Source organism: Streptomyces sp. BBFR25, from assembly GCF_044590125.1.
Taxonomy (GTDB): domain Bacteria; phylum Actinomycetota; class Actinomycetes; order Streptomycetales; family Streptomycetaceae; genus Streptomyces; species Streptomyces canus_D.
In genome coordinates this window covers 4215213-4241818 of the sequence record NZ_CP172447.1, presented here as the reverse complement: position 1 = coordinate 4241818, position 26606 = coordinate 4215213, and the positions used below count along the sequence as shown (strand labels likewise).

24 protein-coding genes and 1 riboswitch are annotated in these 26606 nt (G+C 70.8%); of the genes, 12 read left to right on the top strand and 12 right to left on the bottom strand.

Annotated elements, in window-relative coordinates; genetic code table 11:
- Nucleotides 1-65: 65 nt before the first annotated feature.
- Together ACGH52_RS19300 and ACGH52_RS19295 are read right to left on the bottom strand one after the other, a co-directional pair.
- Nucleotides 66-518: a GNAT family N-acetyltransferase gene (locus ACGH52_RS19300; RefSeq protein ID WP_210975158.1), complete on the bottom strand. Its 453-nt coding sequence runs from the start codon at nt 516-518 to the stop codon at nt 66-68.
- Nucleotides 519-538: 20 nt separating this feature from the next.
- On the bottom strand, nt 539-1003 hold the full coding sequence (locus tag ACGH52_RS19295) for a MarR family winged helix-turn-helix transcriptional regulator (RefSeq protein WP_121703096.1): 465 nt from the start codon (nt 1001-1003) through the stop codon (nt 539-541).
- Nucleotides 1004-1143: 140 nt separating this feature from the next.
- Between ACGH52_RS19295 and ACGH52_RS19290 the strand changes: the two genes are divergently transcribed.
- Together ACGH52_RS19290 and ACGH52_RS19285 are read left to right on the top strand one after the other, a co-directional pair.
- Nucleotides 1144-2355: an MFS transporter gene (locus tag ACGH52_RS19290; protein ID WP_210975157.1), complete on the top strand. Its 1212-nt coding sequence runs from the start codon at nt 1144-1146 to the stop codon at nt 2353-2355.
- Nucleotides 2356-2474: 119 nt separating this feature from the next.
- On the top strand, nt 2475-2894 hold the full coding sequence (locus tag ACGH52_RS19285) for a heme-binding protein (RefSeq protein WP_121703094.1): 420 nt from the start codon (nt 2475-2477) through the stop codon (nt 2892-2894).
- A gap of 37 nt (nt 2895-2931) precedes the next feature.
- Here ACGH52_RS19285 and ACGH52_RS19280 read toward each other — a convergent pair whose 3' ends face one another.
- From ACGH52_RS19280 to ACGH52_RS19255, 6 genes are all read right to left on the bottom strand, one after another.
- Complete coding sequence (locus ACGH52_RS19280) at nt 2932-3798, bottom strand: GNAT family N-acetyltransferase (protein WP_399940975.1); 867 nt, start codon at nt 3796-3798, stop codon at nt 2932-2934.
- 78 nt (nt 3799-3876) lie between these two features.
- Complete coding sequence (locus ACGH52_RS19275; RefSeq protein WP_076975240.1) at nt 3877-4359, bottom strand: NUDIX domain-containing protein; 483 nt, start codon at nt 4357-4359, stop codon at nt 3877-3879.
- Between the two features lie 70 nt (nt 4360-4429).
- The gene (locus ACGH52_RS19270; RefSeq protein ID WP_121703092.1) at nt 4430-5332 is read right to left on the bottom strand and encodes a LysR family transcriptional regulator; all 903 of its coding nucleotides are present in this window, start codon (nt 5330-5332) and stop codon (nt 4430-4432) included.
- A 195-nt stretch (nt 5333-5527) separates the two neighbouring features.
- Nucleotides 5528-6706 carry a cystathionine gamma-lyase gene (locus ACGH52_RS19265; RefSeq protein WP_399940970.1) on the bottom strand — a complete coding sequence of 393 codons (1179 nt, stop codon included), beginning with the start codon at nt 6704-6706 and terminating at the stop codon, nt 5528-5530.
- Nucleotides 6703-7197 (bottom strand): low molecular weight protein-tyrosine-phosphatase, encoded by a 495-nt coding sequence (locus tag ACGH52_RS19260; protein ID WP_121703090.1) that lies wholly within the window; start codon nt 7195-7197, stop codon nt 6703-6705. The genes ACGH52_RS19265 and ACGH52_RS19260 overlap by 4 nt, the downstream gene beginning before the upstream one ends.
- A gap of 5 nt (nt 7198-7202) precedes the next feature.
- Complete coding sequence (locus ACGH52_RS19255; protein ID WP_399940967.1) at nt 7203-7580, bottom strand: phage holin family protein; 378 nt, start codon at nt 7578-7580, stop codon at nt 7203-7205.
- 59 nt (nt 7581-7639) lie between these two features.
- On the opposite strand from ACGH52_RS19255, the gene ACGH52_RS19250 reads away from it, so the two are divergent.
- The 4 genes from ACGH52_RS19250 (at nt 7640) to ACGH52_RS19235 (ending at nt 9895) form a co-directional block, all read left to right on the top strand.
- Nucleotides 7640-7957, top strand: coding sequence for a cupin domain-containing protein (locus tag ACGH52_RS19250; protein ID WP_003975009.1), 318 nt, complete (start codon nt 7640-7642; stop codon nt 7955-7957).
- 143 nt (nt 7958-8100) lie between these two features.
- Nucleotides 8101-8313, top strand: coding sequence for a DUF5326 family protein (locus ACGH52_RS19245; protein ID WP_076975245.1), 213 nt, complete (start codon nt 8101-8103; stop codon nt 8311-8313).
- A 195-nt stretch (nt 8314-8508) separates the two neighbouring features.
- On the top strand, nt 8509-9357 hold the full coding sequence (locus tag ACGH52_RS19240) for an IclR family transcriptional regulator (RefSeq protein ID WP_399940963.1): 849 nt from the start codon (nt 8509-8511) through the stop codon (nt 9355-9357).
- A 100-nt stretch (nt 9358-9457) separates the two neighbouring features.
- Entirely contained in the window at nt 9458-9895 is a 438-nt protein-coding gene (locus tag ACGH52_RS19235) for an SsgA family sporulation/cell division regulator (RefSeq protein ID WP_007388906.1), read from the top strand.
- 48 nt (nt 9896-9943) lie between these two features.
- On the opposite strand, the gene ACGH52_RS19230 is transcribed toward ACGH52_RS19235, so the two are convergent.
- Nucleotides 9944-11401 carry a YibE/F family protein gene (locus ACGH52_RS19230; RefSeq protein ID WP_399940960.1) on the bottom strand — a complete coding sequence of 486 codons (1458 nt, stop codon included), beginning with the start codon at nt 11399-11401 and terminating at the stop codon, nt 9944-9946.
- A 71-nt stretch (nt 11402-11472) separates the two neighbouring features.
- Nucleotides 11473-11662, top strand: a riboswitch (TPP riboswitch).
- Here ACGH52_RS19230 and thiC point away from each other — a divergent pair.
- Together thiC and ACGH52_RS19220 are read left to right on the top strand one after the other, a co-directional pair.
- Nucleotides 11655-13469 (top strand): phosphomethylpyrimidine synthase ThiC, encoded by a 1815-nt coding sequence (thiC, locus tag ACGH52_RS19225; RefSeq protein ID WP_076975247.1) that lies wholly within the window; start codon nt 11655-11657, stop codon nt 13467-13469. It overlaps the preceding riboswitch by 8 nt.
- A gap of 80 nt (nt 13470-13549) precedes the next feature.
- Nucleotides 13550-14995, top strand: coding sequence for a VWA domain-containing protein (locus ACGH52_RS19220; protein ID WP_210975152.1), 1446 nt, complete (start codon nt 13550-13552; stop codon nt 14993-14995).
- A gap of 24 nt (nt 14996-15019) precedes the next feature.
- Here the strand turns inward: ACGH52_RS19220 and ACGH52_RS19215 are convergent, their stop codons facing one another.
- The 3 genes from ACGH52_RS19215 to ACGH52_RS19205 form a co-directional block, all read right to left on the bottom strand.
- Complete coding sequence (locus ACGH52_RS19215; RefSeq protein WP_121703087.1) at nt 15020-15892, bottom strand: hypothetical protein; 873 nt, start codon at nt 15890-15892, stop codon at nt 15020-15022.
- A gap of 182 nt (nt 15893-16074) precedes the next feature.
- Entirely contained in the window at nt 16075-17181 is a 1107-nt protein-coding gene (gene sppA / locus ACGH52_RS19210) for a metallophosphoesterase (RefSeq protein WP_247700052.1), read from the bottom strand.
- Between the two features lie 323 nt (nt 17182-17504).
- Entirely contained in the window at nt 17505-18617 is a 1113-nt protein-coding gene (locus tag ACGH52_RS19205; RefSeq protein WP_003975000.1) for a LacI family DNA-binding transcriptional regulator, read from the bottom strand.
- 421 nt (nt 18618-19038) lie between these two features.
- Here ACGH52_RS19205 and hisC point away from each other — a divergent pair, with 421 nt between their 5' ends.
- From hisC to cydD, 4 genes are all read left to right on the top strand, one after another.
- Nucleotides 19039-20118 carry a histidinol-phosphate transaminase gene (hisC, locus tag ACGH52_RS19200; RefSeq protein ID WP_399940955.1) on the top strand — a complete coding sequence of 360 codons (1080 nt, stop codon included), beginning with the start codon at nt 19039-19041 and terminating at the stop codon, nt 20116-20118.
- A 292-nt stretch (nt 20119-20410) separates the two neighbouring features.
- On the top strand, nt 20411-21916 hold the full coding sequence (locus ACGH52_RS19195) for a cytochrome ubiquinol oxidase subunit I (protein WP_076975252.1): 1506 nt from the start codon (nt 20411-20413) through the stop codon (nt 21914-21916).
- A 20-nt stretch (nt 21917-21936) separates the two neighbouring features.
- Nucleotides 21937-22941, top strand: a complete 1005-nt coding sequence (gene cydB / locus ACGH52_RS19190) for a cytochrome d ubiquinol oxidase subunit II (protein ID WP_399940952.1) — start codon at nt 21937-21939, stop codon at nt 22939-22941.
- A 79-nt stretch (nt 22942-23020) separates the two neighbouring features.
- Nucleotides 23021-26545 (top strand): thiol reductant ABC exporter subunit CydD, encoded by a 3525-nt coding sequence (cydD, locus tag ACGH52_RS19185; RefSeq protein ID WP_399940950.1) that lies wholly within the window; start codon nt 23021-23023, stop codon nt 26543-26545.
- Nucleotides 26546-26606: the final 61 nt, after the last annotated feature.

Here is a 26606-nt window from a genome sequence, read left to right as displayed (position 1 = left end):
AAGCGGCCCTGTTTCACGTGAAACAGGGCCGCGAGTCGTGAGGGCGAATAACGGGCGCCCCGCACTCAGAGCTGGAGCTTGAAGCCCGTGTGCGAGGCCGTGAAGCCGAGACGCTCGTAGAAGCGGTGGGCGTCGGTGCGGGTCTTGTCGGAGGTGAGCTGCACCAGGTGACATCCCTGCCGCCGGGACTCGTCGATCGCCCATTCGATGAGCTGTGTACCCAGTCCGCTGCCGCGTTCGTCGCCGTGGATGCGTACACCTTCGACGATCGAACGGAGGGCGCCGCGTCGGGACAGTCCCGGGACGATCGTCAGCTGGAGCGTGCCGACGACGCGGTCGTCGCGGACGGCCACCACCAGCTGCTGGTTCGGGTCGGCCCTGAGTCGTTCGAACGCGGCCAGGTACGGCCCCAGATCGTCCGGTGATTCGCGCTGTGCGCCCAGCGGGTCGTCGGCGAGCATCGCGACGACCGCCGGGATGTCCTCGGCGGTGGTGGGGCGTATTTCGAGATCTCCCATGACCGCACTCTAGAACCGCTCTAGGCGGGCACCGGCGCCTTCAGGGTCTCCACCGCCCGCACCAGCGGGGCCAGGTCGGGGTTGGTGGCCGCCTCGTCGAGGGCCTCGCGCAGGGCGGCGTCGTTGGTGGGACGCGCTTCCTCCAGCAGCCGCAGGCCGGTCGCGGTGACGTTGGTGTAGATGCCGCGACGATCGGTGGGGCACAGGTAGCGCTCCAGCAAACCCCGGTCCTCGAGCCGGGTGACCAGCCGGGTGGTCGCGCTCTGGCTGAGGACGACGGCGTCGGCGACCTGCTTCATCTGCAGATGCCCCCCGTCGCCGTCGTGCTGCCGGCTGAGCACGTCGAGCAGGGAGTACTCGCGCACGCTCAGGTCGTGCCCGGTCTGCAGAGCGCGCTCGATGTGCGCCTCGATCCTCCCGTGCAGCAGGGAAAGGGCGCACCAGCCCTGGGAGAGGGCGGTGAGCGCGGGGTCCGTCGCTGTCATGTGGTTCCTCCGTCCAGGAGCGGCTGAGACCAGGGTAGACCAGCTCCGCAATTGTCGTCGCTTGCATATTGCCCGCGTCTGCAATTATTGTGAGCGACCGTAAAGTGCTCCTGCAATCACTTGGGAAGGTGTACCCCTCCATGCCTCTCGCGCTTCTGGCCCTCGCGATCGGGGCCTTCGGGATTGGAACGACCGAGTTCGTGATCATGGGCTTGCTGCCCGAGGTCGCGAGCGACTACGGGGTCTCCATCCCCACCGCCGGTTACCTGGTGACCGGATACGCGCTCGGTGTGATGTTCGGCGCCCCGCTGATGACCGTGCTCGGCACCAAGGTGCCGCGCAAGCGGATGCTGATGCTGCTGATGGGCCTGTTCATCGTCGGCAACCTGCTCTCCGCCCTCGCCCCCGCCTTCTCCGTCATGCTGATCGGCCGCGTGGTCGCCTCGCTCGCCCACGGCGCCTTCTTCGGCATCGGATCGGTCGTCGCGGCCGGTCTGGTCGCCCCGCACAAGAAGGCCGGCGCCATCGCGATGATGTTCACCGGCCTGACCGTCGCCAATGTCGTCGGCGTTCCGCTGGGCACGCTGATCGGGCAGTCCGCAGGCTGGCGGGTCACCTTCGCCGTCGTCGCCGCGCTCGGAGTCGTCGGCCTGGCCGGAGTCGCCAAGCTGGTCCCCGACGTGCCCAGGGCCGAAGGCGTGCGGCTGCGCCACGAGATGGCCGCGTTCAAGAACGTGCAGGTCCTGCTCGCGATGGCCATGACCGTCCTCGGCTTCGGCGGGGTCTTCGCGGCCATCACCTACATCGCGCCGATGATGACCCATGTCGCGGGCTTCGCCGACGGCTCGGTCACCTGGCTGCTGGTCCTCTTCGGCCTCGGCATGGTCGGCGGCAACCTCGTCGGCGGCCGGTTCGCCGACCGCGCCCTGATGCCCATGCTGTACATCTCCCTGGGCGCCCTGTCCGTCGTACTGGCCCTCTTCACCCTCACCGCGCACAACAAGATCGCGTCCGCCGTGACCGTCGTCCTGATCGGGGCCCTGGGCTTCGCCACCGTCCCCCCGCTGCAGAAGCGCGTCCTGGACCACGCCCACGGCGCCCCGACGCTGGCCTCCGCGGTGAACATCGGCGCCTTCAACCTCGGCAACGCGCTCTCCGCCTGGCTCGGCGGCGTCGTCATCGCCGCGGGCTTCGGATACACCGCCCCCAACTGGGTCGGCGCCGTGCTCGCCGCGGCCGCGCTGGTCCTCGCCGTCCTCTCGGCCGCCCTGGAACGGCGCGGGAGTGCCCCCGGCACGGTCGTCGCGGGTTCCGTGCCCGCCGAACAGCAAGCCGCCGCCGTCCACCACTGAACGACCCACCCCCGCCCCGGGGACACGGAGCCAGGGCCGTCCCCGTGTCCCACGGCCCCTCACCGCCTCGACGACCACCGAGGCACCGCACCACTCGGCACAACCAAGGAGAAAGACCCATGAGCACCACCGCTGTCGCCCCGCTGACGATCCAGGACGCCGAAGAGCTGGTCACCGCCGCCCACCGTGCCGCCGATGCGGCCGGCGTCACCGTCAGCGTCACGGTCCTCGACGCCGGGGGCCATCTGCTCGCCTTCCGGCGCGACGACCGCGCCGTGCTGATCTCTGGCGAGACCAGCACGCGCAAGGCCTACACGGCGCTCCAGCTGAACGCGCCCACGGCCGACCTCGTCGACGCCGTGCAGCCCGGGGGCCTCTTCCACACCCTGCCCACCGCCCTCGACCGGCCGCTGCTGTTTATCGCGGGCGGCGTGCCCGTGCACCGGGAGGGCCGGCTGATCGGCGCGATCGGGGTGGGTGGCGGCGCGCCCGAGCAGGACCACGGCTTCGCCTCGGCCGCCGTGCGGGCGCTCGCCTGACCCGCGCGCGAGACCGACGGCGCCGACGGTCCCGGCGTCAGCCCGCCGCGACCGTCAGCGGCGCGAACCGCCGGGACCAGTCGCCGGGAAGCTCGGTGATCCCGTAGGTCATGACCGCGTTGGGGGCGATCGCGGAGAGGCCGCGCTCCTTCACCCACGCGAGCAGTTCCTCGTGCCGTACGTCGATGTCCGTGCGCAGCGGCCGGTCGGTGCGGGCGGCGAGCGAGGCGATCAGGGCCTTGGCCGTCTCCGTGTCACGGGCGATCAGCGGGCCCACCACGTGGGTGTCCATGTTCGGCCAGGCCGCGGCGTACCCGGTGATCCGGCCGTCCTCCTCGGCGACGCGCAGCTGGTCGGCGAAGGCGGGCAGGCGCGTGACGATGTGGGTGCGGTCGGCGCCGAAGACCTCCTCGTCGAGCCGGAGGATCGCGGTGAGGTCCTCTGCGGTGGCCGCGCGAGTGACGGCCTTCGGTTCCGGCCCGCCCGGCACGAACCGGCCGCGCACCATCTCCGCCCCGCCCGTCACCTTGAAGCCGAGTTCCTCGTAGAGCGGTCGGCCGTACGGCGTCGCGTGCAGGGTCAGCGGAACGGTGCCCAGGCCGGAGACGACGTGGCGCATCAGCCGGCGTCCGACGCCCTGGCGGGCGTGCCGCTCGGCGACCAGCACCATGCCGATGGCGGCGAGCGCGGGGCGCTCCTGGGGCCCGTACGCGGTGACGGTGCAGGCGGCGACGAGACCGCCGCCGGGGTCGTCGATGCCGTACCCCTTTCCGGCCGCGAGGAGGAATCCCCACTTGTGCTCCTCGCGCGGCCACCCCCGGTCCTCGGACAGGTCGGCGCATGCGGTGAGATCGCGGAGCGTCAGACGGCGGATCGGAGCAGAGGCGAGGAAAGATGTCGGCACGCAGGTCAGGCTGTCCGACGGTGGCTGTCCGCGTCCACCTCTTTCCAGCGAAACATACGGGCTTTCGGCCATGTCGGTTCAGCCGAGGTCGGGAGCGTGCAGGGCACGCACGCCCTCGATGTTGCCGTCCAGGTAATGCCGCAGCGACAGCGGCACGAGGTGGACCGAGGCGATTCCGACCCGGGTGAACGGCACTCTGACGATCTCGTACTCACCGGCGGGTTCGTCGACCTCGGGACCGTGCCGCAGGGACGGGTCCATGGATTCCAGGTGGCAGACGAAGAAGTGCTGCACCTTCACGCCGGTCGTGCCGACGTCCTCGCCGATGTGCTCCACGGTGTCCACGAAGCAGGGCACCACATCACTGATCTTGGCGCCGAGTTCCTCGTACACCTCACGGTGCAGGGCGTCCACGACGGTGGTGTCGTCCGGCTCCACCCCGCCGCCGGGAGTGACCCAGTACGGATCGACGCCGGGCTTGGTCCGCTTGATCAGGATCAGGTGGTCGTCGTCCAGCAGGACGGCGCGAGCGGTGCGCTTGACCACGGGTCGGACGGTCATGGGAGAAATGTGGCCCGGCTGGTTCCACGTGAAACATCGTGACGCGCGCCCGGTCCGGAAGTCCGCCGGCTCAGTTCCAGTCGGAGGCCGCGCGCAGCAGCCACTCGTGGGCCCGGGCGATGTGCGGCATCGCCAACGTGCCGGTGCGCACCACCAGGAAGTACGTCCGCAGCGGCGGCACGGGTGGGTCGTGCAGGGCGACGACGTCCCCGCGATCCAGCGCCTCCGTGCACAGGTAGTGGGGCAGGACGGCGAGCCCCGCGCCCGCGACCGTGCAGGCGAGAGCGGCGCGCAGGTCGGGGGCGACGACCGTGGCCGGGGCGGACGGCCGGGCGTCGAAGACCGAGGCCCAGTAGCGGCCGGCAAAGGGCAGTGACTCGTGCACGTCGACCACGGGAACGTCCTTGAGAGCGGGCGCGTCGGTGTCGCGGAGGTCTTCGACACCCGCACGCTCAGCCCAGTCAGGTGCGGCGACCAGGACGTGCACCTCGTCGCAGAGCGCAGTCGCCGTGAGCAGGGAGCCGCGGGGACGGGCCGTGCCGATGGCCAGATCGTGATGCCCGGCGGCCAGGCCGTCCAGGGTCTCCTGGGCGTTCCCGAACGAGGCGCGCAGGGCGAGGGCCCGGCCGTCCTCGCCGGTGAGCTCGGTGAGCGCGGGCAGCGCCCGTTCGGCGGTGAACTCGGGGGGCCCGGCCAGATGCAGGGTGCGCAGGGAGGAGTCGTCCGCCACCGTCTCGGCGATCTCCACCAGGGCGTCGAGATGCGGTGCGGTCTTGTGGGCGAGTTCGTCGCCGATGGTCGTCGGGGTCACGCCGCGGGCCTGCCGGAGGAACAGCGGGCGGCCGAGCTGGCGCTCCAGGGTGCGGATCTGCGAGGTGACAGCGGGCTGGGACAGGCCGAGCAGAGCGGCCGCACGGGTGAAGGAACCGGCCCGGTGCACGGTGACGAAGGTGCGGAGCAAGGCCAGATCCACGGAAACCCGTCCCCTCTTCTGTTCTTCCCCGGCCCCCGTCCGTGCCCACTATAAATATGTCGATAGGTCGCTGTCGCTCCTGTGATTGGACACTGACGCAGAGTCAACTAGCCTTGGTCACGCGGTTCTTCGCGCGTGGAACCGGAGGACGGTCCGAGCCACGAGGGGGGAGGCTCGGACCGTCCGTGCGCGACGTCAGTCCGCCGTTTCGTCCAGCGCGCGCAGCAGATCCGCCACCAGGTCGTCCGGGTCCTCCGCGCCGACCGAGAGCCGGACGAAGCCCTCCGGCACCGCGTCACCGCCCCAGCGCCCGCGCCGCTCCGCCGTGGACCGCACCCCGCCGAAGCTCGTCGCGCCCTCGACGAGGTGCAGGGCGTCGAGGAAACGATCGGCACGCGCGCGCGAGGGCAGCGTGAAGGAGACGACGCAGCCATAGCGCAGCATCTGCTGCGAGGCGATCTTGTGGGACGGGTCGTCGGGCAGCCCGGGGTACCGCAGGCCGGTGATCTCGGGCCGCGTCCGGAGCGCTTCGGCCACCCTCAGGGCGGTGGTGTCCTGCCGGTCCACGCGCAGCTGGAGGGTGGCGATCGAGCGGTGGGCGAGCCACGCTTCCATGGGCCCGGGAATCGCGCCGACGATCTTGCGCCAGCGCCGTACGGCGGCCATCGCCCCGGCGTCGCGGCCGGCCACGTAGCCCAGCAGGACGTCGCCGTGGCCGGTGAGCTGCTTGGTGCCGCTGGCCACCGAGAAGTCCGCGCCGAGTTCCAGCGGGCGCTGCCCGAGCGGGGTGGCGAGGGTGTTGTCGACGGCGACCAGGGCGCCGCGCGCGTGTGCCGCCTCGACGAGCCGCCGTACGTCGCACACGTCGAGCCCAGGGTTCGAAGGCGTCTCGATCCACAGCAGCTTCGCCCCGTCCAGGATGTCGAGCTGGGCGTCCTGGCCGGTCGGCGCGGTGCGCACCTCGATGCCGTACGCCTCCAGCTGCGCGCGGACCAGCGGCAGTGCCTGGTAGCCGTCGTCGGGCAGCACGGCCGTGTCGCCGGCGCGCAGCTGGGAGAAGAGCACCGAGGAGATGGCGGCCATGCCCGAGGCGAAGACGAGCGTCTCCACGCCGTCCTCCCCGGGCGCCTCCAGCTCGCCGATGGCGCTCTCCAGGCGGGTCCAGGTCGGGTTCTCGTCGCGGCCGTAGGTGTACGGGCCGGTCGGATCGCCCGGCAGGTGGAAGTGGGCGGCGAACACCGGACCGGGCAGGGTCGGCTCGTGCTTGACGGGTTCGGGCAGCCCGGCCCGCACCGCGCGCGTGCCGTCACCGGGGCCGGAAGCGGATCCCTCCGCGCCCGTGCCCGCGCCGTCGTTCGTAGCGGAATCGCTCATGCCGCCCGTCCTTCCACTTGCTCGCGTACCGCGGCGAGCAGTCCGGTGCTCGCCGCCTCCACCATCTCAAGGCATTCCTCGAAGCCGTCCTGGCCCCCGTAGTACGGGTCCGGGACATCCAGGTCACCCTCTTCGGCCGCGGGGTCGTACGACCGCAGCAGGCGCACCTTGGCCGCGTCCCGCTCCGTGGGGGCGAGACGCCGCAAGGCCCTCAGGTGCCCGGCGTCGAGGGCGACGACCAGGTCGAGACGGGAGAACCAGGACTGCTGGAACTGCCGGGCCGTGTGGTCGAGACCGTAACCGTGTTCCGTCAGGACGGCCACGGTGCGCGGGTCCGCGCCCTCGCCCTCGTGCCAGCCGCCGGTGCCGGCGCTGTCGGCCTCGACCAGGTCGTCGAGCCCGGCGTCCGCCACGCGCGCGTGGAAGACGGCCTCGGCCATCGGGGAGCGGCAGATGTTGCCCGTGCACACGAAACAGACGCGGTAGGCCATCGGGATCAGTCCCCGTCGGGCAGGAACGCGTTGAGGGCCCAGGACACGATCGAGATGATCAGGCCGCCCAGGACGGCGGTCCAGAACCCGTCGACGTGGAAGCTCACGTCGAGCTTGTCGGCCACCCAGGACGTGAGCAACAGCATCAGCGCGTTGACCACCAGCGTGAACAGGCCGAGGGTCAGGATGAACAGCGGGAAGGTCAGCACCTGCACGATCGGCTTGACCACCATGTTGACCAGGCCGAACACCAGGGCGACCACGATCAGGGTGACCGCCTTCTCCCCGGTGCCGCCCCCGGTCAGGATGATCTTGTCGAGCAGCCACACGGCGACCGCGAGGGCGCCCGCGTTGGCGATCGTCTTGACTAGGAAATTCTTCATGTGTCTGATCGTGGCAGACGCGATCGGACACGAACGGTGAGGCAGGGGCGGACGAGGCGATGAAGGCATTCCGGCTGGACGAACTCGAGGCGGAGCGCGCCGCCAACGACGGTGCCTACCTGCAGTTCCTGCGGGAGCGGAACATGTCGGTCGGCCTGTACGCCCTCGACGCGGGGACGACCGATCCGCAGAAGCCGCACGCGCAGGACGAGGTGTACTTCGTGGTGAGCGGCCGGGCCGCGATCACCGTCGGCATGGAGACCACCCAGGTCGCCCGCGGCAGCGTGGTCTACGTGCCCGCCGGGGTCGCCCACAAGTTCCATCACATCAGCGAGGACCTGCGGGTTCTGGTGGTGTTCTCTCCCCCGGAGAGCTGAGGCCCCGCCCCGGGGTTCCCTAGGGGATCGGTCAGGGGGAGACAAGGGATGCGGGGCCCCTGTCGTGGCGCCCGCGGCTCTAGCATCGAGTGCAGGACATCAGAGGACTCCCCAGGATTCCCCGAAGAGTAAGGGCAAGGGCGATGCGAGAGATCTTCACGGGACTGCCGTGGTGGGTGAAGTGGATCGCGGTGCCGGTCATCGCCCTGGTCGTGTTCGGCGGGCTGATCGCCAGCGTGGTCGGGTTCGTGATCGGACTGCTGTTCAAGCTGCTGCTCTTCGTCGCGCTTGTCGGCGGACTGATCTACGTCGTACGCAAGTTCATGTCCAGCTCGTCGTCGCGCAGCGACTGGTGAGAGCCGTGGGACACCGGTGGCGGTAACAGGAACCACCGGTTCCCTCGCGCGAGGGAAGTTTCCCGGACGGGCCGTCGGTGAGCGGTGACCGGCGGTTAGAGTCCGGAACTCCACGCGGGGGCGACCTCGCGAACGGCGCACACCCCCACCCGTGTTCTCCGCACGGGCTGCCACCTCGCGTCCCGGGAGTGACCCTTGGCCACGGCTGACACCGCATTCGCTCAGCTGCACGCCCTTCCCGTGCAGCCCTGCTCGACGCCCGGGACAACCCCCGCACCGTCCGCCGCCGACCCGCCTTCCGTGACGCTCATCGGCTCCGTGCAGCGGGCGATGCGCCTGCTCGAGTGCGTCGCCGAGCACCAGTACGGAGCCCCCGCCAAACAACTGGCCCGCGAGACGGGGCTGGCGCTGCCCACGGCGTACCACCTGCTGCGCACCCTGGTGCACGAGGGCTATCTGCGCCGGGAGAAGGGGCTCTTCTTCCTCGGCGAGGCCGCCGAGCGGCTGGGCAGCAGCGGGGCCGAGCAGAAACGTCGCAGCACGGTGGTGGACACCATGGCGCGCTGGCGGGACGCGATCGGCGTCCCCGTGTACTACGCCATGTACCGGGACGGCGAGATCGAGGTCATGTGCGTCTCCGACACCCCGGGCAATCCGGCGGTCGAGGAGTGGGCGGACTTCCGCGAGACGGGGCACGCGCACGCCATCGGGCAGTGCCTGCTCTCCCAGCTCGACGAGGAGGCCCGCCGCGGCCACCTGGACCGCTACCCGGTGCAGCCGATCACGCCGTACACGGTGCGTGACGGCCACAGTCTGCTGAGGCGGCTGGAACGCATGCGCCGGATGACACCGGTGATCGAGCGCCAGGAGTACGCGCTGGGGACGGTCTGCGCGGCGATCCCGATCACGGTCGGCACCACGGCCGCCACGATGGCCATCTCGCTGCCCCTGCACCAGGCGGACCGGCTGCTGCCCGCGGCACAGCGCCTGCAGCACGAGGTGGGGCGGCGTCTGGGCTCGCTCGCGCTCTCTATCAGTATCTGAAAACTCACTCCTTGTGATCTGGTGTGTACGTTGAGCAAGATGCCATCAGTGTTAGAGGTTTGATTCCCGGACAGTCGACGGCGAATGACGGGGTAGGCGAATGGGCGAGTCCGTACAGGCAGAGGTCATGATGAGCTTTCTCGTGTCCGAGGAGCTCTCTTTCCGCATCCCGGTGGAGCTGCGCTACGAGACCCGGGATCCCTATGCCGTACGCCTGACCTTCCACCTGCCCGGAGACGCGCCGGTGACCTGGGCCTTCGGCCGGGAGTTGCTGGTCGACGGGGTGGGCCGGCCGTGCGGCGACGGTGACGTGCGCATCGCCCCGGTCGACCCCGAGCCACTGGCCGAGGTGCTGATCCGCCTTCAGGTCGGCAGCGACCAGGCCCTGTTCCGTTCCTCGGCCGCGCCCCTCGTAGCCTTCCTCGACCGCACCGACAAGCTGGTGCCCCTGGGCCAGGAAGGTGCGCTCGCCGACTTCGACAGCCACCTCGACGAGGCCCTGGACCGCATCCTGGCGGAGGAACAGAGCGCGGGCTGAACCGTTCCGGCAGTCCCGCGGAGGTGGCGTAACGCTTCGCCGGACGCCTCAGCGCTTGCGGCGCCGCCCCCGCCCGCCACGTGCGGGGGCACCCGGCACCGCGGCCGCTGGGGCTCCCTCCGCCTGGGCCGCTCCTCCGGCCGGCCGGTCCGCCGACACGACCAGGGCGGCGAGGGCCGTGGTGACCGGCACGGACGCCACCAGACCGATCGAGCCGACCAGCGTCCGTACGATCTCCTCCGCGACCAGTTCGCTGTTGGCGACCGTCCCCACCCCGCTCTGCGCGATCGAGAACAGGAGCAGCAGGGGCAGCGCCGCGCCCGCGTAGGCCAGGACCAGCGTGTTCACGACCGAGGCGATGTGGTCGCGGCCGATGCGGATGCCCGCGCGGTACAGGCCGCGCCAGCCCATCGTCGGGTTGGCCTCGTGCAGTTCCCAGACCGCCGACGTCTGCGTGACCGTCACGTCGTCGAGGACCCCGAGCGAACCGATGATGACCCCGGCGAGCAGCAGACCGCTCATGTCGATCGACGGGTACAGGCCGTGGATGAGGCCGGTGTTGTCGTCCGTGTTGCCGGTGAGCGCGGCCCAGCCGATGAAGAGCGAGCCGAGCACACCGATCAGCAAGAGCGAGATCAAGGTGCCGAGCACCGCCACGGACGTGCGGGCCGACAGCCCGTGGCAGAGGTACAACGCGATCAGCATGATGGCGCTGGACCCGATCACCGCCACGACCAGGGGATTCGAACCCTGCAGGATGGCGGGCAGGATGAAGAAGTTCAGCAGCAGGAAGCTGATGGCCAGTGAGACCAGTGCCATGAGGCCGCGCAGCCGTCCGACGACCACGACGGCGAGGGCGAAGATGCCCGCGAGCAGCGCCAGGGGGAGCCGGCGGTCGATGTCGGTCACCGAGTACTGCAGGTCCTTGGGCGCGGAGGGCTCGTAGGCGACCACCACCTTCTGGCCCTCGTGCAACTGTCGTGACTGGTCCGGCTGCACGATCTCCTCGAACGTACGGCCCTTGTCGTCGCCGGTGTCGACGCGGATGGTCGCCCGCTTGCACTCGCCCTTCGCCTGCTGCACCGCGGAGGAGCCCTCGGCGGTGGACGTGTCGCCGGTCGGGGTGCCGCCCGAGGCGTTGACGGACTGGCAGCTCAGCTCGACCACCTTGGTCACGGTGGCCTGCTGGGTCTGGCGGTCGAAGCCGACTCCGGTGCGCTCGTGCGGCGGTGCGCCGCCCGGCCACAGCACCGCGAGTCCGACCAGGACGGCCGCGGCGAAGGGGATCAGGATCGCGGCGATGACCTTGCGCAGATGCCGGGAGACGGGAGCCGCCGGTCCGTGACCGTGACCGTGCGCATGCCCGTGACCGGCCTCGGGTCTGCCCTCGCTCGCGCCGTGGGCGGCGACGGGGGCGTGGTCGGCTGCCCGGCCGCCTCCCTCGTCGGCGTTCTGTCCGCGGCGGGGCCGATGCGGCGGGAAGGAGGGATGCTGCGGTGTGGTCACCGCCCGATCATCGCAAGAACAAGGGGGGCCCTCTGTTCACCGCGCCCGAATGGGCGTTAGCGTGGAGGCACCTTTGTACACGCGGGAGCTCGGAGCACCGGGCTGAGAGGGCGCTGACCTCCGTCCCAGCGATGTTTCACGGGAAACGTCACCGAAGTCGAGTGATGTATCCCACGAAGCCTCGCCAGACGGAAGCCGCTGCGTCGACCGCCGAACCTGTTACCGGGTAATGCCGGCGTAGGGAGTAGGTCTCATGACCATCAAGGACGCACGCACGCCTGCCTCAGAACAGCGCTCCACGCGGGACTCCGCCCAGGAGGACACCGCGCAGACCACGGAGGCCGGGAAGTCCATCGGCTGGCACAAGGCGTACGTCGAGGGCTCGCGCCCCGATCTGCGGGTGCCGGTCCGTCAGGTGCACCTCACCAACGGGCAGTCGGTCACCCTGTACGACACCTCGGGCCCGTACACCGATCCACTCGTCGACACCGATGTCCGCAGGGGCCTCGCACCGCTGCGGGAGAACTGGATCATCGCCCGCGGTGACACCGAAGAGTACGCGGGCCGTCCCGTCCGTCCCGAGGACGACGGAATCAAGCACACCGCGCCGCGCGGCGGCCTGCGCAACCTCGACGCCGTCTTCCCCGGGCGCCCGCGTCAGCCCCGCCGGGGCCGGGACGGCAACGCGGTGACGCAACTCGCGTACGCGCGCCGGGGAGAGATCACGCCGGAGATGGAGTACGTGGCCGTCCGGGAGAACGTCTCGCCGGAAGTGGTCCGCGAGGAGATCGCCGCAGGACGTGCCGTGCTGCCCGCCAACGTCAACCACCCCGAGATCGAGCCGATGATCATCGGCAAGCGGTTCCTGGTGAAGGTCAACGCCAACATCGGCAACTCGGCGGTGACGTCCTCCATCGAGGAGGAGGTCGACAAGATGACCTGGGCGACCCGGTGGGGCGCCGACACGGTCATGGACCTCTCCACCGGCCGCAACATCCACACCACCCGCGAGTGGGTCCTGCGCAACTCCCCCGTCCCCATCGGCACCGTGCCGCTCTACCAGGCGTTGGAGAAGGTCGACGGCCGGGCCGAGGAGCTGACCTGGGAGATCTACAAGGACACCGTGATCGAACAGGCCGAGCAGGGTGTGGACTACATGACGGTCCACGCCGGTGTGCGCCTGCCGTACGTACCGCTGACCGCGAACCGCAAGACCGGCATCGTCTCGCGCGGCGGCTCGATCATGGCGGCGTGGTGCCTGGCGCACCACAAGGAGTCATTCCTGTACGAGAACTTCGAGGAACTCTGCGAGATCCTCGCCGCCTACGACGTCACCTACTCCCTCGGCGACGGCCTGCGCCCGGGGTCGATCGCGGACGCCAACGACGAGGCGCAGTTCGCCGAGTTGCGCACCCTCGGGGAACTCAACCGGATCGCCAAGCGTTGCAACGTACAGACCATGATCGAGGGCCCGGGACATGTCCCGATGCACAAGATCAAGGAGAACATCGACCTTCAGCAGGAGATCTGCGATGAAGCTCCGTTCTATACGCTCGGCCCGCTGACGACGGACGTCGCGCCGGCGTACGACCACATCACCTCCGGCATCGGTGCCGCGATGATCGCCTGGTGGGGCACGGCCATGCTCTGCTACGTCACGCCCAAGGAACATCTGGGCCTGCCCAACCGTGACGACGTCAAGACCGGCGTCATCACCTACAAGATCGCCGCCCATGCCGCCGACCTCGCCAAGGGTCACCCAGGTGCACAGGAGTGGGACGACGCGCTGTCGGACGCCCGGTTCGAGTTCCGGTGGGAGGACCAGTTCAACCTTGCCCTGGACCCGGACACGGCCCGTGAGTTCCACGACGAGACCCTGCCGGCCGAGCCCGCCAAGACGGCCCACTTCTGCTCGATGTGCGGGCCCAAGTTCTGCTCGATGAAGATCTCGCAGGACATTCGCCGGCAGCACGGGAGCAGCAAGGGAGAGATCGAGGAGGGCATGGCCCAGAAGTCGAAGGAGTTCGCGGCCGCGGGCAACCGCGTGTACCTGCCGATCGCGGACTGAGCGCACCGGCGCGGGGAGGGGGACAGGCCGCGGGGTCGGCCCTCTCCCCGTCGAGGGGTCCTGCTCGGCAGACTGGACGCATGACAGCCATCTCCCTGAGCAAGGGTGCCAACATCGCCGTCGACTCCCCCGCGGTGCGCGCCGAACTCGTGTGGTCCGCCGGGCCGGGCGTCCCCGAGGTCGATGCCTCGGCGCTGCTGCTCACCTCGGCCGGACGGGTGCGGGACGACGGCGACTTCGTCTTCTACAACCAGCCCCGCCACACCTCCGGCGCGGTGGGCCACCTGGGCAAGCGGGTCGGCCCGGACGCGGACGCGGGTGTCACGACCGATGCCGTCGAGGTGGACCTGCTGTCGGTCGAGTCGGCGGTCGAACGCATCGTCCTGTGCGCCTCGGCGGACGGCGGTGCCTTCGGCCGGGTTCCGGGGCTGACGCTGCGGTTGCTGGACGCCGCGACCGGCACCGAGCTGGCCCGCTTCGACATCACGGCCGGGACGGAGACCGCGCTGGTCGGCGGCGAGTTGTACCGGCGTCAAGGGGCGTGGAAGTTCCGTGCGGTCGGACAGGGCTACGCCTCCGGGCTCGCGGGGCTGGCGACCGACTTCGGCATCACGGTGGACGACGACGCTCCCCCGTCGGCGGCCGCGACGCAGGCCACCGCCCCGCCGACGGCTCCCCCGGCGCCGAGCACACCGCCGACACCCGCCGCGCCGCCCGTAGCACCGCCGCCGCCCCCGGTAGCGGTGCCGCCTGCCACCGGCCCCCGTCTCACCAAGGGCGAGGACCGCCTCCCCGTGGACATGCGCAAGCGGCTGTCCCTGCGCAAGGAGCAGGTCGCGGTCAGCCTGAGCAAGCACGGGGCCACCGGGGTCACCGCGCGCGTCGTCCTCGTGCTGGACGCCTCCGGGTCCATGTCCCTCCTCTACTCCAAGGGCGTCGTCGCGGACGTCGTGGAGCGGATGGCCGCCGTCGCCGCGCAGTTGGACGACGACGGGGAGATGCAGGCATGGACCTTCGCCTCCAACCCGGCGCGCCTGCCCGACCTGCGCCTGGGCGAGCTGCCCGAGTGGCTGCGGCTGCACGTGCGCGTGGGGGAGATCAGCCTGTTCCGGCGGGGCAGGAAGAAGGGCCTGCACCCCGAGCAGGCCGACATGCGGGCGGTCGGTATCCAGAACGAGGAGCAGAAGGTGATCGCCGAGGTCCGGGCCTTCGTCCGGGACCACCCGGCACCGGTCCCGACCCTGGTGCTGTTCTTCTCCGACGGCGGTGTCTACCGCAACGCCGAGATCGAGCGGGAGCTGCGGGAGGCCGTGGAGGAGCCCGTCTTCTGGCAGTTCGTGGGGCTCGGGCGCGCCAACTACGGGGTGCTGGAGCGGTTCGACACCCTGCCGGGGCGCCGCGTCGACAACGTCGGTTTCTTCGCCGTCGACGACATCGGCACCGTACCGGACCCGGAGCTGTATGACCGTCTGCTGTCCGAGTTCCCGTCCTGGATCACTGCCGCCGGCCGGGCGGGCATCCTCTGAAGCGCTGCCCGCCCGTTCCGGTGGCTACTCGGGCCGGTGTTCCGGGCCACCGAAGTCCGGGCTGCTGTAGTCCGGACTCGAGTAGCTCGGTCGCGGTCCCGCGTCGGGGCCGCCGTCGGGGCTGGTGAACCCGGGACGGCCGTAGCCGAGGTGCGGCATGCGGCCGCCGCTCGGCGTGGCCGGTTCCGTGCGGTGCAGTGCCGCCGTGCCCGGCTGGCTGAGCGCCTCCCGCAGGAAGGGCAGGATGCCCCGCTCAAGGAGCGCCTCGTGCCAGGCATCCCTGGCCCGGGTCACCTCCTCGTCGCGGGCGCTGTAGAAGCCCGACTCGGCGGAGGGGCGGTTGCGCAGCGCGGTGAGCAGCAGCCCCACCGCGGCGACGAGGATCGCCACCGCGGTCACGGCGCCGAACACCCATCCCGTGGTGAGCATGGTCTGCGCGAAGGTCTGCCCCGGGTCGAGCATCTTCAGCAGGTAGCCGACCAGGAGGAAGATCGCCGCGGCGGTGCCGGCCAGGACCGGTGCCAGGACGGCGACGACGGCGACGGCCCCCGCACCGGTCGCCTCGGCCATCTCGCCCATGGTGGCGGCGAGTCCCCCCGCGCCCGTGCCCCGCTCCTCGGAGCCGGATTCGCGCGTGGCGGACGACGGACCCGAGGGCGCCGGATGGCGCAGTTCCTCGCGGACCTTCACGTAGTGCTGGTACTCGGTCGTGGCCGCCGCCGTGATGAGGGCGGTGGCGTTGAGTGCCATGGTGCGCAGTTGTTCGGAGTTGAGCCGCTGACCGACGGCGGCCAGCTCCGGGCGGTGTGGTGCGGAGCGCAGCGCCTCGTCGAGGACCCGCTCGTACTCTTGGCGGTCCTCGTTCGACAGGTGCTGCGGAACGCTGTTCATGTGCATCCCCCGATGCTCCGTAGGGCTTGGGGCTCGCATGCCAACGAGCCGTCGGGCAGAAACGGAGGGGAGCCTGCTACGGATAAGCCGATGGTAGAGCGGTGACGGTGGAGGGTGACAGGGGGTTTCCAGAAATTGGGTGCCGGTCTGTACGGACGGCACCGCCGCGAAAGCGGTCCGGTGAACGGTCAGGAGTCCAGCGGAAGTTGCTGGACCAGCAGTTTTCCTGCCATCGTCACGCCGCCGTCCATCGCGATGGCCAGACCGTCCGCGTAGACGTGCGGTCCCTCGACCACGGTTCGGGTGTCGTCCTCGCCGTCCTCGGAGCCGACTTCGCCCAGCAGGTAGGGAATGGGGCTGTGGCCGTGAACGATCCGGGTGCCGCCGTACGTATCCAGCAGTGAGCGCACGGCGTCGGCGCCGCCCTCGTCGCGGAAGGAGAAGCGCTTGGTGAACTTGCGGAACAGGTCCCACACCTCCTCCGCGTCATTGCGCGTGATCGTCTCGCGGACGGTGTCGTTGACCTCTTCGATGGAGCGCCCGTAGTCGAGGTAGGTGGTGGCGTCCGAGTGCACCAGGAGGTGGCCGTCGACCTCCTCCATGGCGTCGAGGCGGGCCATCCACTGCAGGTGGTGGTCCTGCAGGCGGTCCATGTCGGTCTTCTGGCCGCCGTTCAGCAGCCAGGCGGCCTGGAAGGTGGCGGTGCCCGCGCCGGAGTTGACGGGCGTGTCGCCGAACCGCTTGGCGCCGAGCAGCAGCAGCTCGTGGTTGCCCATCAGCGCCTTGCAGTAGCCGCCGGCCGCGGCGGCCTCGGCGGACAGCCGCATCACCAGGTCGATGACGCCGATGCCGTCCGGGCCGCGGTCGGTGAAGTCGCCGAGGAACCACAGCCGGGAGGTGCCCGCGCACCACTGGCCGGCCTCGTCGACGAGGCCCTTCTCCCTGAGGGCGGCCAGCAGCTCGTCGAGGTAGCCGTGTACGTCGCCGACGACGAACAGGGGCCCCTGGCCGGTGGCCTGCTGCTGCACCACGATCGGCTCGGGGTCGACCGCGACCTGGACCGTGTCACCCCGACGGATGACGGGCAGATCGCGCTGAGTGGGCGTGTAGCCCTCGGGCAGGGCCTCCTCGAGCCCCTCCTCGGAGGGCGGTGCCGAATCGCTCGCGTGCGTGCCGGGGGCAGCGTACGGAGCGGTCTCGTGGACGTACGCGGGCACCCGGAAGTCGCGCACCGTCGCCGTCCGCTCCACCTCGGGTCCCTGACCGGCCCCCTGAGTCATCGACCCCTCCACCATCGCGCCGCATCTGCACCGCTTCGGACTGCCTGGTCGCAGCGGCCCGCGGTGTGTGGGCCCATCATAGGAATGCGGATCGCGCTGTGTGATGACCCAGGGGTGGTGAATCAGGACAGGACTCCGGTTCACTGCGGCTTTCGCCCCGATTGGGCCTGGCTTCGCCCGTCCGTGACGGCGGACCACCCGTGTTCCGGAGGTGGCGGATGTGGTCTTCGCCGCCCTGTTTCGCGTCGTTCCGCGGTGCGCCGCCGCCCGGGTGGGGGCGGCGGCCGGGGCGTGCGGACGACCGCGCCCCGGACCCGCACCCGCGCCCCGGACCCGACCTACTCGCCCTCCGGCGATCGCGGCGGGCTGACCGTCGTACGCGGCGGGCGCCGCTGCGACGACGTGCGCACGATCAGCTCGGTCGGTATCACCTGCTCGACCGGCTGGTCGGAGTGCAGCCCCTCGATCGCGTCGATGAGGACCTGGATCACGGCGGTGCCGATGCGGCGGGGTTTCAGCGACAGGGTGGTGATGGGCGGCTCGGTGCTGGCGTACACGGTGGACTCGCTGCAGCAGACCAGCAGCAGGTCCTCGGGGACGCGCAGTCCGTAGCGGCGGGCGGCGGCGAGCAGATCGGTGCCGTTCGGGTCGAACAGGCCGTAGACGGCGTCGGGCCGGTCCGGACGTGCGAGCAGCCGGTCGGCGGCGACCGCGCCGGCGCACGGGTCGTGCGCCGGGTACGCCTCGTAGACCGGGTCCTGGCCGACGCGCTCGCACCAGCGCAGGTAGGCGGTGGTCGACAGATGGGTGTACGTGTCGGTCGTGGTGCCGGTGAGCAGGCCGATCCTGCGGGCGCCGGCGTCGGCGAGGTGGTCGAGGATGCCGAGTACGGCCGCCTCGTGGTCGTTGTCGACCCAGGCGGTGACCGGCAGCGAACCCGCCGGGCGGCCGTCGGAGACGACGGGTAGTCCCTGGCGGACCAGCTCGCTGACGACCGGGTCGTGGTCCGAGGGGTCGATGACGACCGTGCCGTCGAGCGCGACGTTGGACCACACGTCGTGACGGGAGGTCGCCGGGAGGATGACGAGGGCGTAGCCGCGGGCGAGCGCGGCCGAGGTGGCGGCGCGCGCCATCTCCGCGAAGTACGCGAACTCGGTGAAGGTGAAAGGTTCATCCCCGTACGTCGTCACGGTCAGGCCGATGAGTCCGGACTTGCCGGTGCGGAGCGTGCGGGCGGCGGCCGAGGGCCGGTAGCCCAGTCGGTCGGCGACCTCGCGCACATGGCGCCGGGTGGCATCCGGGAGTCGGCCCTTGCCGTTGAGGGCGTCGGAGACGGTAGTGATGGATACTCCGGCGGCGGCGGCCACGTCCCTGATGCCCGCCCGGCCCGGCCGGCTGCCTCGACGTGAGGTTTCCGCGCGGCTCACCTGGTGCTTCCCTGCTGCTGTCATGGCGAGCCGATAGTAGGGCTCATGGGGTGGGGTAGTGCGGACGCATATGCACGCGTTGACAGTCACGTTTCTGCAAGATCATTTACGGTGAACGCCCTTGGAAAGCAAGGCAGTTGGGCCCACTCATCCCATTACCTGACCTGTTGACCAGTGAGGGCCTGCGGGGTGGCGGATGTTGCGAAGAGGTCTCAACTCACCTGCACGAGGGATGCGCGCCACGGCGTGAGCCACCGGCGCGTAGATATATGTGCGGCGCGCCCCCCGAATCGTGCGCCTTCGTGCGCTGATGCCCGTGTTGCCAGTGTGACGGACGAGGTCTGCTCCCCCGGGACGAGGTCGGCTCCCACCTATACGCAGCGGCGGCGAATCCTCATAAGGTGAGGAGTATTCGATGCCGGTGGTGGTCACGAGGAGGACTGCGGTGAGCGAGAAGAGCCCCAAGCTGCGCGCCGAGCTGGAGGGAATCCCCACCTACAAGCCGGGCAAGCCCGCCGCGGCCGACGGCCCGGTGGCCTACAAGCTGTCCTCCAACGAGAACCCCTATCCGCCCCTGCCGGGCGTGATGGAGACGGTGACGGCCGCGGCCGCCTCGTTCAACCGGTACCCGGACATGGCCTGCACCTCGCTGATGGCCGAGCTGTCGGACCGCTTCGGGGTGCCCCTGGCCCACCTGGCCACCGGTACCGGCTCGGTCGGTGTGGCCCAGCAGCTGGTCCAGGCGACCTCCGGCCCGGGCGACGAGGTGATCTACGCCTGGCGCTCCTTCGAGGCGTACCCGATCATCACCCAGATCAGCGGCGCGACGTCCGTGCAGGTGCCGCTGACACCGGGCGAGGTGCACGACCTGGACGCGATGGCGGACGCGATCACCGACCGGACCCGGCTGATCTTCGTCTGCAACCCCAACAACCCCACGGGCACGGTGGTACGGCGGGCCGAACTGGAGCGGTTCCTGGACCGGGTGCCGAGCGATGTGCTGGTGGTCCTCGACGAGGCCTACCGCGAGTTCATCCGCGACGCCGAGGTCCCGGACGGCGTCGAGTTCTACCGTGAGCGGCCCAACGTCTGCGTCCTGCGCACCTTCTCCAAGGCCTACGGCCTGGCGGGTCTGCGGGTCGGCTTCGCGATCGCCCACGAGCCGGTGGCGGCGGCGCTGCGCAAGACGGCGGTGCCCTTCGGGGTCAGCCAGATCGCGCAGGAGGCGGCGATCGCCTCGCTGCGCGCGGAGGACGAGCTGATCGGCCGGGTCGGCTCGCTGGTGTGCGAGCGCACCCGGGTCGTCGACGCGCTGCGCGGGCAGGGCTGGACGGTGCCGGAGACCCAGGCCAACTTCGTCTGGCTGCGGCTGGGGGAGCGCACACTCGCCTTCGCGGCCGCCTGCGAGCAGGCCGGCGTCGTCGTCCGCCCCTTCGCGGGCGAGGGCGTGCGCGTGACGGTCGGGGAGAGTGAGGCGAACGACATCTTCCTGAAGGTGACGGAGGAGTTCCGCAAGGAGCTGTAGCTCCACCGGGGCGGTACGACGCATCGCGGGACGGCCGGGCGCCGTCCCGCGATTTCGTATGCCGTGGGCACGGGCCCCCGCCCTTCGGGGACCGACGGGCTGCCGGAGTTCCGGCGAAGGGGTTGACGTCACAGGGGACCCCCCTTCCGGTGTCGAAAAGCAGTAGGTCATAATTGCTTGTGAATGTGAACGCGTTCACAAGCGTGTCCCGATTGCGCCCGCGTTGGGTGTGACAAACGCGCTCAAAACGCCGCTGACCACGGCGGTGTGGCGAGGTGAGGAGAGTGACGACGTGGACATGGCCCTGGCGCCGGAGACGCTGGCGCGATGGCAGTTCGGCATCACGACCGTCTACCACTTCCTGTTCGTCCCGTTGACGATCTCGCTGGCCGCTCTCACGGCCGGACTGCAGACCGCCTGGGTCCGCACGGAGAAGGAGAAGTACCTCAGGGCGACCAAGTTCTGGGGCAAGCTCTTCCTGATCAACATCGCGATGGGTGTCGTCACCGGCATCGTGCAGGAGTTCCAGTTCGGTATGAACTGGTCCGACTACTCCCGCTTCGTCGGCGATGTCTTCGGTGCTCCGCTCGCCTTCGAGGCGCTGATCGCCTTCTTCTTCGAGTCCACCTTCATCGGGCTGTGGATCTTCGGCTGGGACAAGCTGCCCAAGAAGATCCACCTGGCCTGCATCTGGATGGTCTCGATCGGCACCCTGCTGTCGGCGTACTTCATCCTCGCGGCCAACTCCTGGATGCAGCACCCCGTCGGCTACCGGATCAACGAGGAGAAGGGCCGCGCCGAGCTGACCGACTTCTGGCAGGTCCTCACCCAGAACACCACGCTCAACCAGGTCTTCCACAGCTTCTCGGCGGCCTTCCTCACGGGCGGCGCCTTCATGGTCGGCATCGCCGCCTTCCACCTGATGCGCAAGAAGCACATCCCGGTGATGCGGACCTCGCTCCGGCTCGGCCTGGTGACCCTGGCGGTCGGCGGCCTGCTCACCGCGGTCAGCGGCGACACCCTCGGCAAGGTCATGTACGAGCAGCAGCCGATGAAGATGGCCGCCGCCGAGGCCCTGTGGGACGGCGAGAAGCCGGCGCCCTTCTCGGTCTTCGCCTACGGGGACGTCGACAAGGGGCACAACAAGGTCGCCCTGGAGATCCCCGGCCTGCTGTCCTTCCTCGCGCACAGCGACTTCGAGTCCTACGTGCCCGGCATCAACGACACCAACAAGGCGCTCCAGGAGCAGTTCGGCCCCGGCGACTACAAGCCCATCGTCCCCGTCGCCTACTGGGGCTTCCGCTGGATGATCGGCTTCGGCATGGCGTCCTTCTCCCTCGGCCTGCTCGGCCTGTGGCTGACGCGGAAGCGGTTCCTGCTGCCACCGGCCCTGCGTACCGGGGAGGACGAGGTCCCGCACCTGGTGCTGCTGAAGCAGCCGCTCGGGTCGAGGCTCACCCGGATGTACTGGCTGCTGGCGCTGTGGACGATGGCCTTCCCGCTGATCGCCAACTCCTGGGGCTGGATCTTCACCGAGATGGGCCGGCAGCCCTGGGTCGTCTACGGCGTGATGCAGACCCGCGACGCGGTCTCCCCCGGTGTCTCCACCGCCGAGGTCGTCATCTCGATGTCCGTCTTCACCCTGCTGTACGCCGTCCTGGCCGTCATCGAGGTCAAGCTCCTGGCGAAGTACGTGAAGGCGGGACCGCCCGAGCTGACCGAGGCCGACCTCAATCCGCCCACGAAGATCGGCGGCGATCTCCGTGACGCCGACAAGCCGATGGCCTTCTCGTACTAGGCCGAGGGAGCTGCACAGTCATGGAACTGCACGACGTCTGGTTCGTTCTGATCGCCGTCCTGTGGACCGGCTACTTCTTCCTGGAGGGCTTCGACTTCGGGGTCGGCGTGCTGACCAAGCTGCTCGCCCGGGACCGGGCCGAGAAGCGGGTGCTGATCAACACCATCGGCCCCGTGTGGGACGGCAACGAGGTGTGGCTGCTCACCGCCGGCGGTGCCACCTTCGCCGCCTTCCCCGAGTGGTACGCCACGCTCTTCTCCGGGTTCTACCTCCCCCTGCTGGTCATCCTGGTCTGCCTGATCGTCCGGGGGGTCGCCTTCGAGTACCGGGTGAAGCGGCCTGAGGAGACGTGGCAGCGCAACTGGGAGACGGCGATCTTCTGGACCTCGCTGATCCCCGCCTTCCTGTGGGGCGTGGCCTTCGGCAACATCGTCCACGGCGTGGAGATCGACCGGAATCTGGAGTACGTCGGCTCCGTTTGGGACCTGCTCAACCCGTACGCCCTCCTCGGCGGCCTGGTGACGCTGACCCTGTTCACCTTCCACGGGACGGTGTTCACCGCGCTCAAGACCGTCGGTGAGATCCGTGAGCGGGCGCGGACCCTGGCGTTGCGGGTCGGTCTGGTCACGGCCGTGCTGGCCCTGGCCTTCCTGCTCTGGACGCAGGCCGACAGCGGGGACGTCAAGAGCCTGGTCGCCCTCGTGGTGGCCGTCGCCGCACTGGTCGCCGCGCTGGGGGCGAACCAGGCCGGTCGCGAGGGCTGGGCGTTCGCCCTGTCCGGCGTCACCATCGTGGCCGCCGTGGCGATGCTCTTCCTGACGCTCTTCCCGAACGTCATGCCGTCCACGCTGAACGCGGACTGGAGCCTCACCGTCACCAACGCCTCGTCCAGCGCCTACACGCTCAAGATCATGACCTGGCTGGCCGTGATCGCCACGCCGGTCGTCCTGCTCTACCAGGGCTGGACGTACTGGGTGTTCCGCAAGCGCATCGGCACCCAGCACCTCGCCGACGCCGCGCACTGAGTCCAACAGGGCCCGGTTTCCCTGTGTTTCACGTGAAACACAGGGAAACCGCCTCCCAGGGCAGGAAGGCCTGTTTCACGTGAAACCCATCGATCCACGTCTTCTGCGGTACGCCCGCGCCACCCGGATCTTCCTGGCGGCGGTCGTCGCCCTGGGCGCCGTAGGTGCCGGATTGCTTGTCGCGCAGGCGATGCTCATCGCCGAGGTGGTGGTCGGCGCCTTCCAGCACGGCACGTCAGCCGCCGGACTCCGTACGCCACTCCTGTTGTTGGTGGCCGTTGCCTGCGGCCGGGCGCTGGTCGGCTGGCTCACCGAACTGGCCGCGCACCGGGCGAGTGCGGCGGTGAAGTCGGAGCTGCGGGGCCGGCTGCTGGAGCGGGCCACCGCGCTCGGCCCCGGCTGGCTGAGCGGTCAGCGGACCGGCTCGCTGGTCGCCCTCGCCACCCGGGGCGTCGACGCCCTCGATGACTACTTCTCGCGCTATCTGCCGCAGCTGGGCCTCGCGGTGGTCGTGCCCGTGGCGGTGCTGGCCCGGATCGTCACCGAGGACTGGGTCTCGGCGGCCATCATCGTCGGCACCCTGCCTCTCATCCCCGTCTTCATGATGCTGATCGGCTGGGCCACGCAGTCTCGGATGGACCGCCAGTGGCGGCTGCTCTCCCGGCTGTCCGGACACTTCCTGGACGTGGTCGCGGGGCTGCCGACGCTGAAGGTCTTCGGCCGGGCCAAGGCCCAGGCGGAGTCGATCAAGCACATCACCGGCGAGTACCGCCGGGCGACCATGCGGACCCTGCGGATCGCCTTCCTGTCCTCCTTCGCGCTGGAGCTGCTCGCCACGCTCTCCGTCGCGCTCGTCGCCGTCACCATCGGCATGCGTCTGGTCCACGGTGACATGGCCCTGTACGACGGCCTGGTCGTGCTGGTCCTCGCACCCGAGGCCTATCTGCCGTTGCGGCAGGTGGGAGCGCAGTACCACGCGGCGGCCGAGGGCCTCGCCGCCGCCGAGGACATCTTCTCCGTGCTGGAGCGTCCCGCACCGGCGTCGGGGACCGGGCCGGTTCCGGCGGACGGTGCGCTGGCCTTCGAGGACGTGACGGTCCGCTACCCCGGACGCGACACGGCGGCCGTCACGGACGTGCACCTCACCGTCGAGCCCGGGGAGACGGTCGCGCTCGTCGGCCCCAGCGGGGCGGGCAAGTCGACGCTTCTGCACGCCCTGCTCGGCTTCGTCGCCCCGACCGAGGGGCGGGTCCTGGTCGGGGGAGCCGACCTCTCCACCCTCGACATGGCGCAGTGGCACGCCCGCGTCGCGTGGGTGCCGCAACACCCGCACCTGTACGCCGGCACCATCGCGGAGAACGTACGGCTGGCCCGGCCCGACGCCGACGACAGCGCCGTCCGCCGGGCCCTGCGGGACGCGGGCGCCCTGGAGTTCGTGGACGCGCTGCCCGAGGGCACCGCGACCGTCCTCGGGGAGGACGGAACCGGCCTGTCCGCCGGGCAGCGGCAGCGGCTGGCGCTGGCCCGGGCGTTTCTCGCGGACCGGCCGGTGCTGCTGCTCGACGAGCCGACGGCGGCCCTGGACGGGGCCACCGAGGCCGAGGTCGTGGACGCCGTGCGCAGGCTGGCGAAGGGCCGGACGGTCCTGCTGGTGGTGCACCGCCCCGCCCTGCTGGAGGTGGCCGACCGGGTGGTGCGGCTGGACACACCGGTCATGGTCGCCGCCTCCGCCTCCGTATCCGCCGACGGGCTGCCGGTCGCCGCGATGGCAGGCCCCCGCACCCCCGCTCCGGGCCTCTTCGACGAACCGGCCGCCGAGTCCGCCCGGCCCGCCGAGCCCACTGCGCAGGCCCGAGGGGGCGTGCTGGCCCGGGTCCGTGCCCTGTCCGGCGCCCGCCGCGGGCGGCTCGGCCTCGCGCTGCTGCTCAGCGCCCTGGCGCTGGGCAGTGCCGTGGGCCTGATGGCGACCTCCGGGTACCTCATCTCGCGGGCCTCCGAGCAGCCGCCGGTGCTGTACCTGATGGTGGCCGTCACGGCGACGCGCGCCTTCGGCATCGGGCGGGCCGTGTTCCGCTACGCGGAGCGGCTCGTCTCGCACGACGCCGTGCTGCGGATGCTGGCCGACACGCGGGTCGCCGTGTACCGGCGGCTGGAGCGGCTGGCCCCCGCTGGGCTGCGCCGCAGCCGCCGCGGCGACCTGCTGACCCGGCTCGTCTCCGACGTCGACGCCTTGCAGGACTACTGGCTGCGCTGGCTGCTGCCCGTCGGCAGCGCGCTGGTCGTCTCCCTCGCCTCGGTCGTGTTCACGGCCTGGCTGCTGCCGGAGGCGGGCGCCGTGCTCGCGGTCGGCCTGCTCGCGGCCGGGGCCGGTGTTCCGCTGGTCACCGCGGCCGTGGCACGGCGGGCCGAGCGCAGGCTCGCCCCCGCCAGGGGCGTGCTCGCCACCCGCGTGACGGACCTGCTGACCGGCACCGCCGAGCTGACCGTCGCCGGTGCCCTGCCCGGTCGTGCGGCCGAGGCGCGGCGGGCCGACGGCACCCTCACCCGGATCGCCTCGCGGGCCGCCACCGCCACCGCGCTGGGCGACGGGCTCACCGCACTCGTCTCCGGCCTGACCGTCGCGGGCGCCGCCCTCGTCGGGGCCCAGGCGGTCGCCGACGGCCGACTCGCCGGGGTGGCCGTGGCCGTCGTCGTCCTCACCCCGCTGGCCGCCTTCGAGGCCGTACTGGGACTGCCGCTCGCCGTGCAGTACCGCCAGCGTGTGCGCAGGAGTGCCGAACGCGTCCACGAGGTGCTCGACGCCCCGGAGCCGGTGCGCGAGCCGGAGGCGCCCAGGCAGGCACCCGCCTCGCCGTTCCCGGTGGTCCTCAAGGGGCTGGCCGCGCGTCACGCCGGGCAGGACAGGGACGCGCTGGCGGGGCTGGACCTGACGTTGGCCGAGGGGCGCCGCGTCGCCGTGGTCGGACCGTCCGGGTCCGGCAAGACGACCCTGGCCCAGGTGCTGCTGCGCTTCCTCGACCCGGACGCGGGCTCCTACACGCTGGCCGGTGTCGACGCCTGCGCCCTGGCCGGTGACGACGTGCGGCGGCTGGTCGGGCTGTGCGCCCAGGACGCGCACCTCTTCGACAGCTCGGTCCGCGAGAACCTGCTCCTGGCCAGGAAGGACGCCACGGAGGGCGAGCTGCGCGACGCGCTGGCGCGGACCCGGCTGCTGGAGTGGGCCGACAGCCTGCCCGACGGCCTGGACACGCTGGTCGGTGAGCACGGGGCCCGGTTGTCCGGTGGCCAGCGCCAGCGGCTCGCCCTGGCCCGGGCGCTGCTCGCCGACTTCCCCGTCCTCGTGCTCGACGAGCCCGCCGAGCACCTCGACCTGCCGACCGCCGACGCGCTCACCGCCGATCTGCTGGCCGCCACCGAGGGCCGCACGAGCCTGCTGATCACCCACCGGCTGGCGGGACTGCGGGCCGTGGACGAGGTGATCGTCCTGGACCGGGGGCGGGTCGTGCAGCGCGGTACGTATGCGGAGCTGGCGGCTGTGCCGGGGCCGCTGCGGGAGATGGCCGGGCGGGAGGAGGCGGCGGACCTGCTGGTGGGAGCGCCGTGACCGGCCGCCCGGCCCCGGGTCCGCGAAGGTTTCCGGTAATCCGACTTTCCTGAACAAAAAG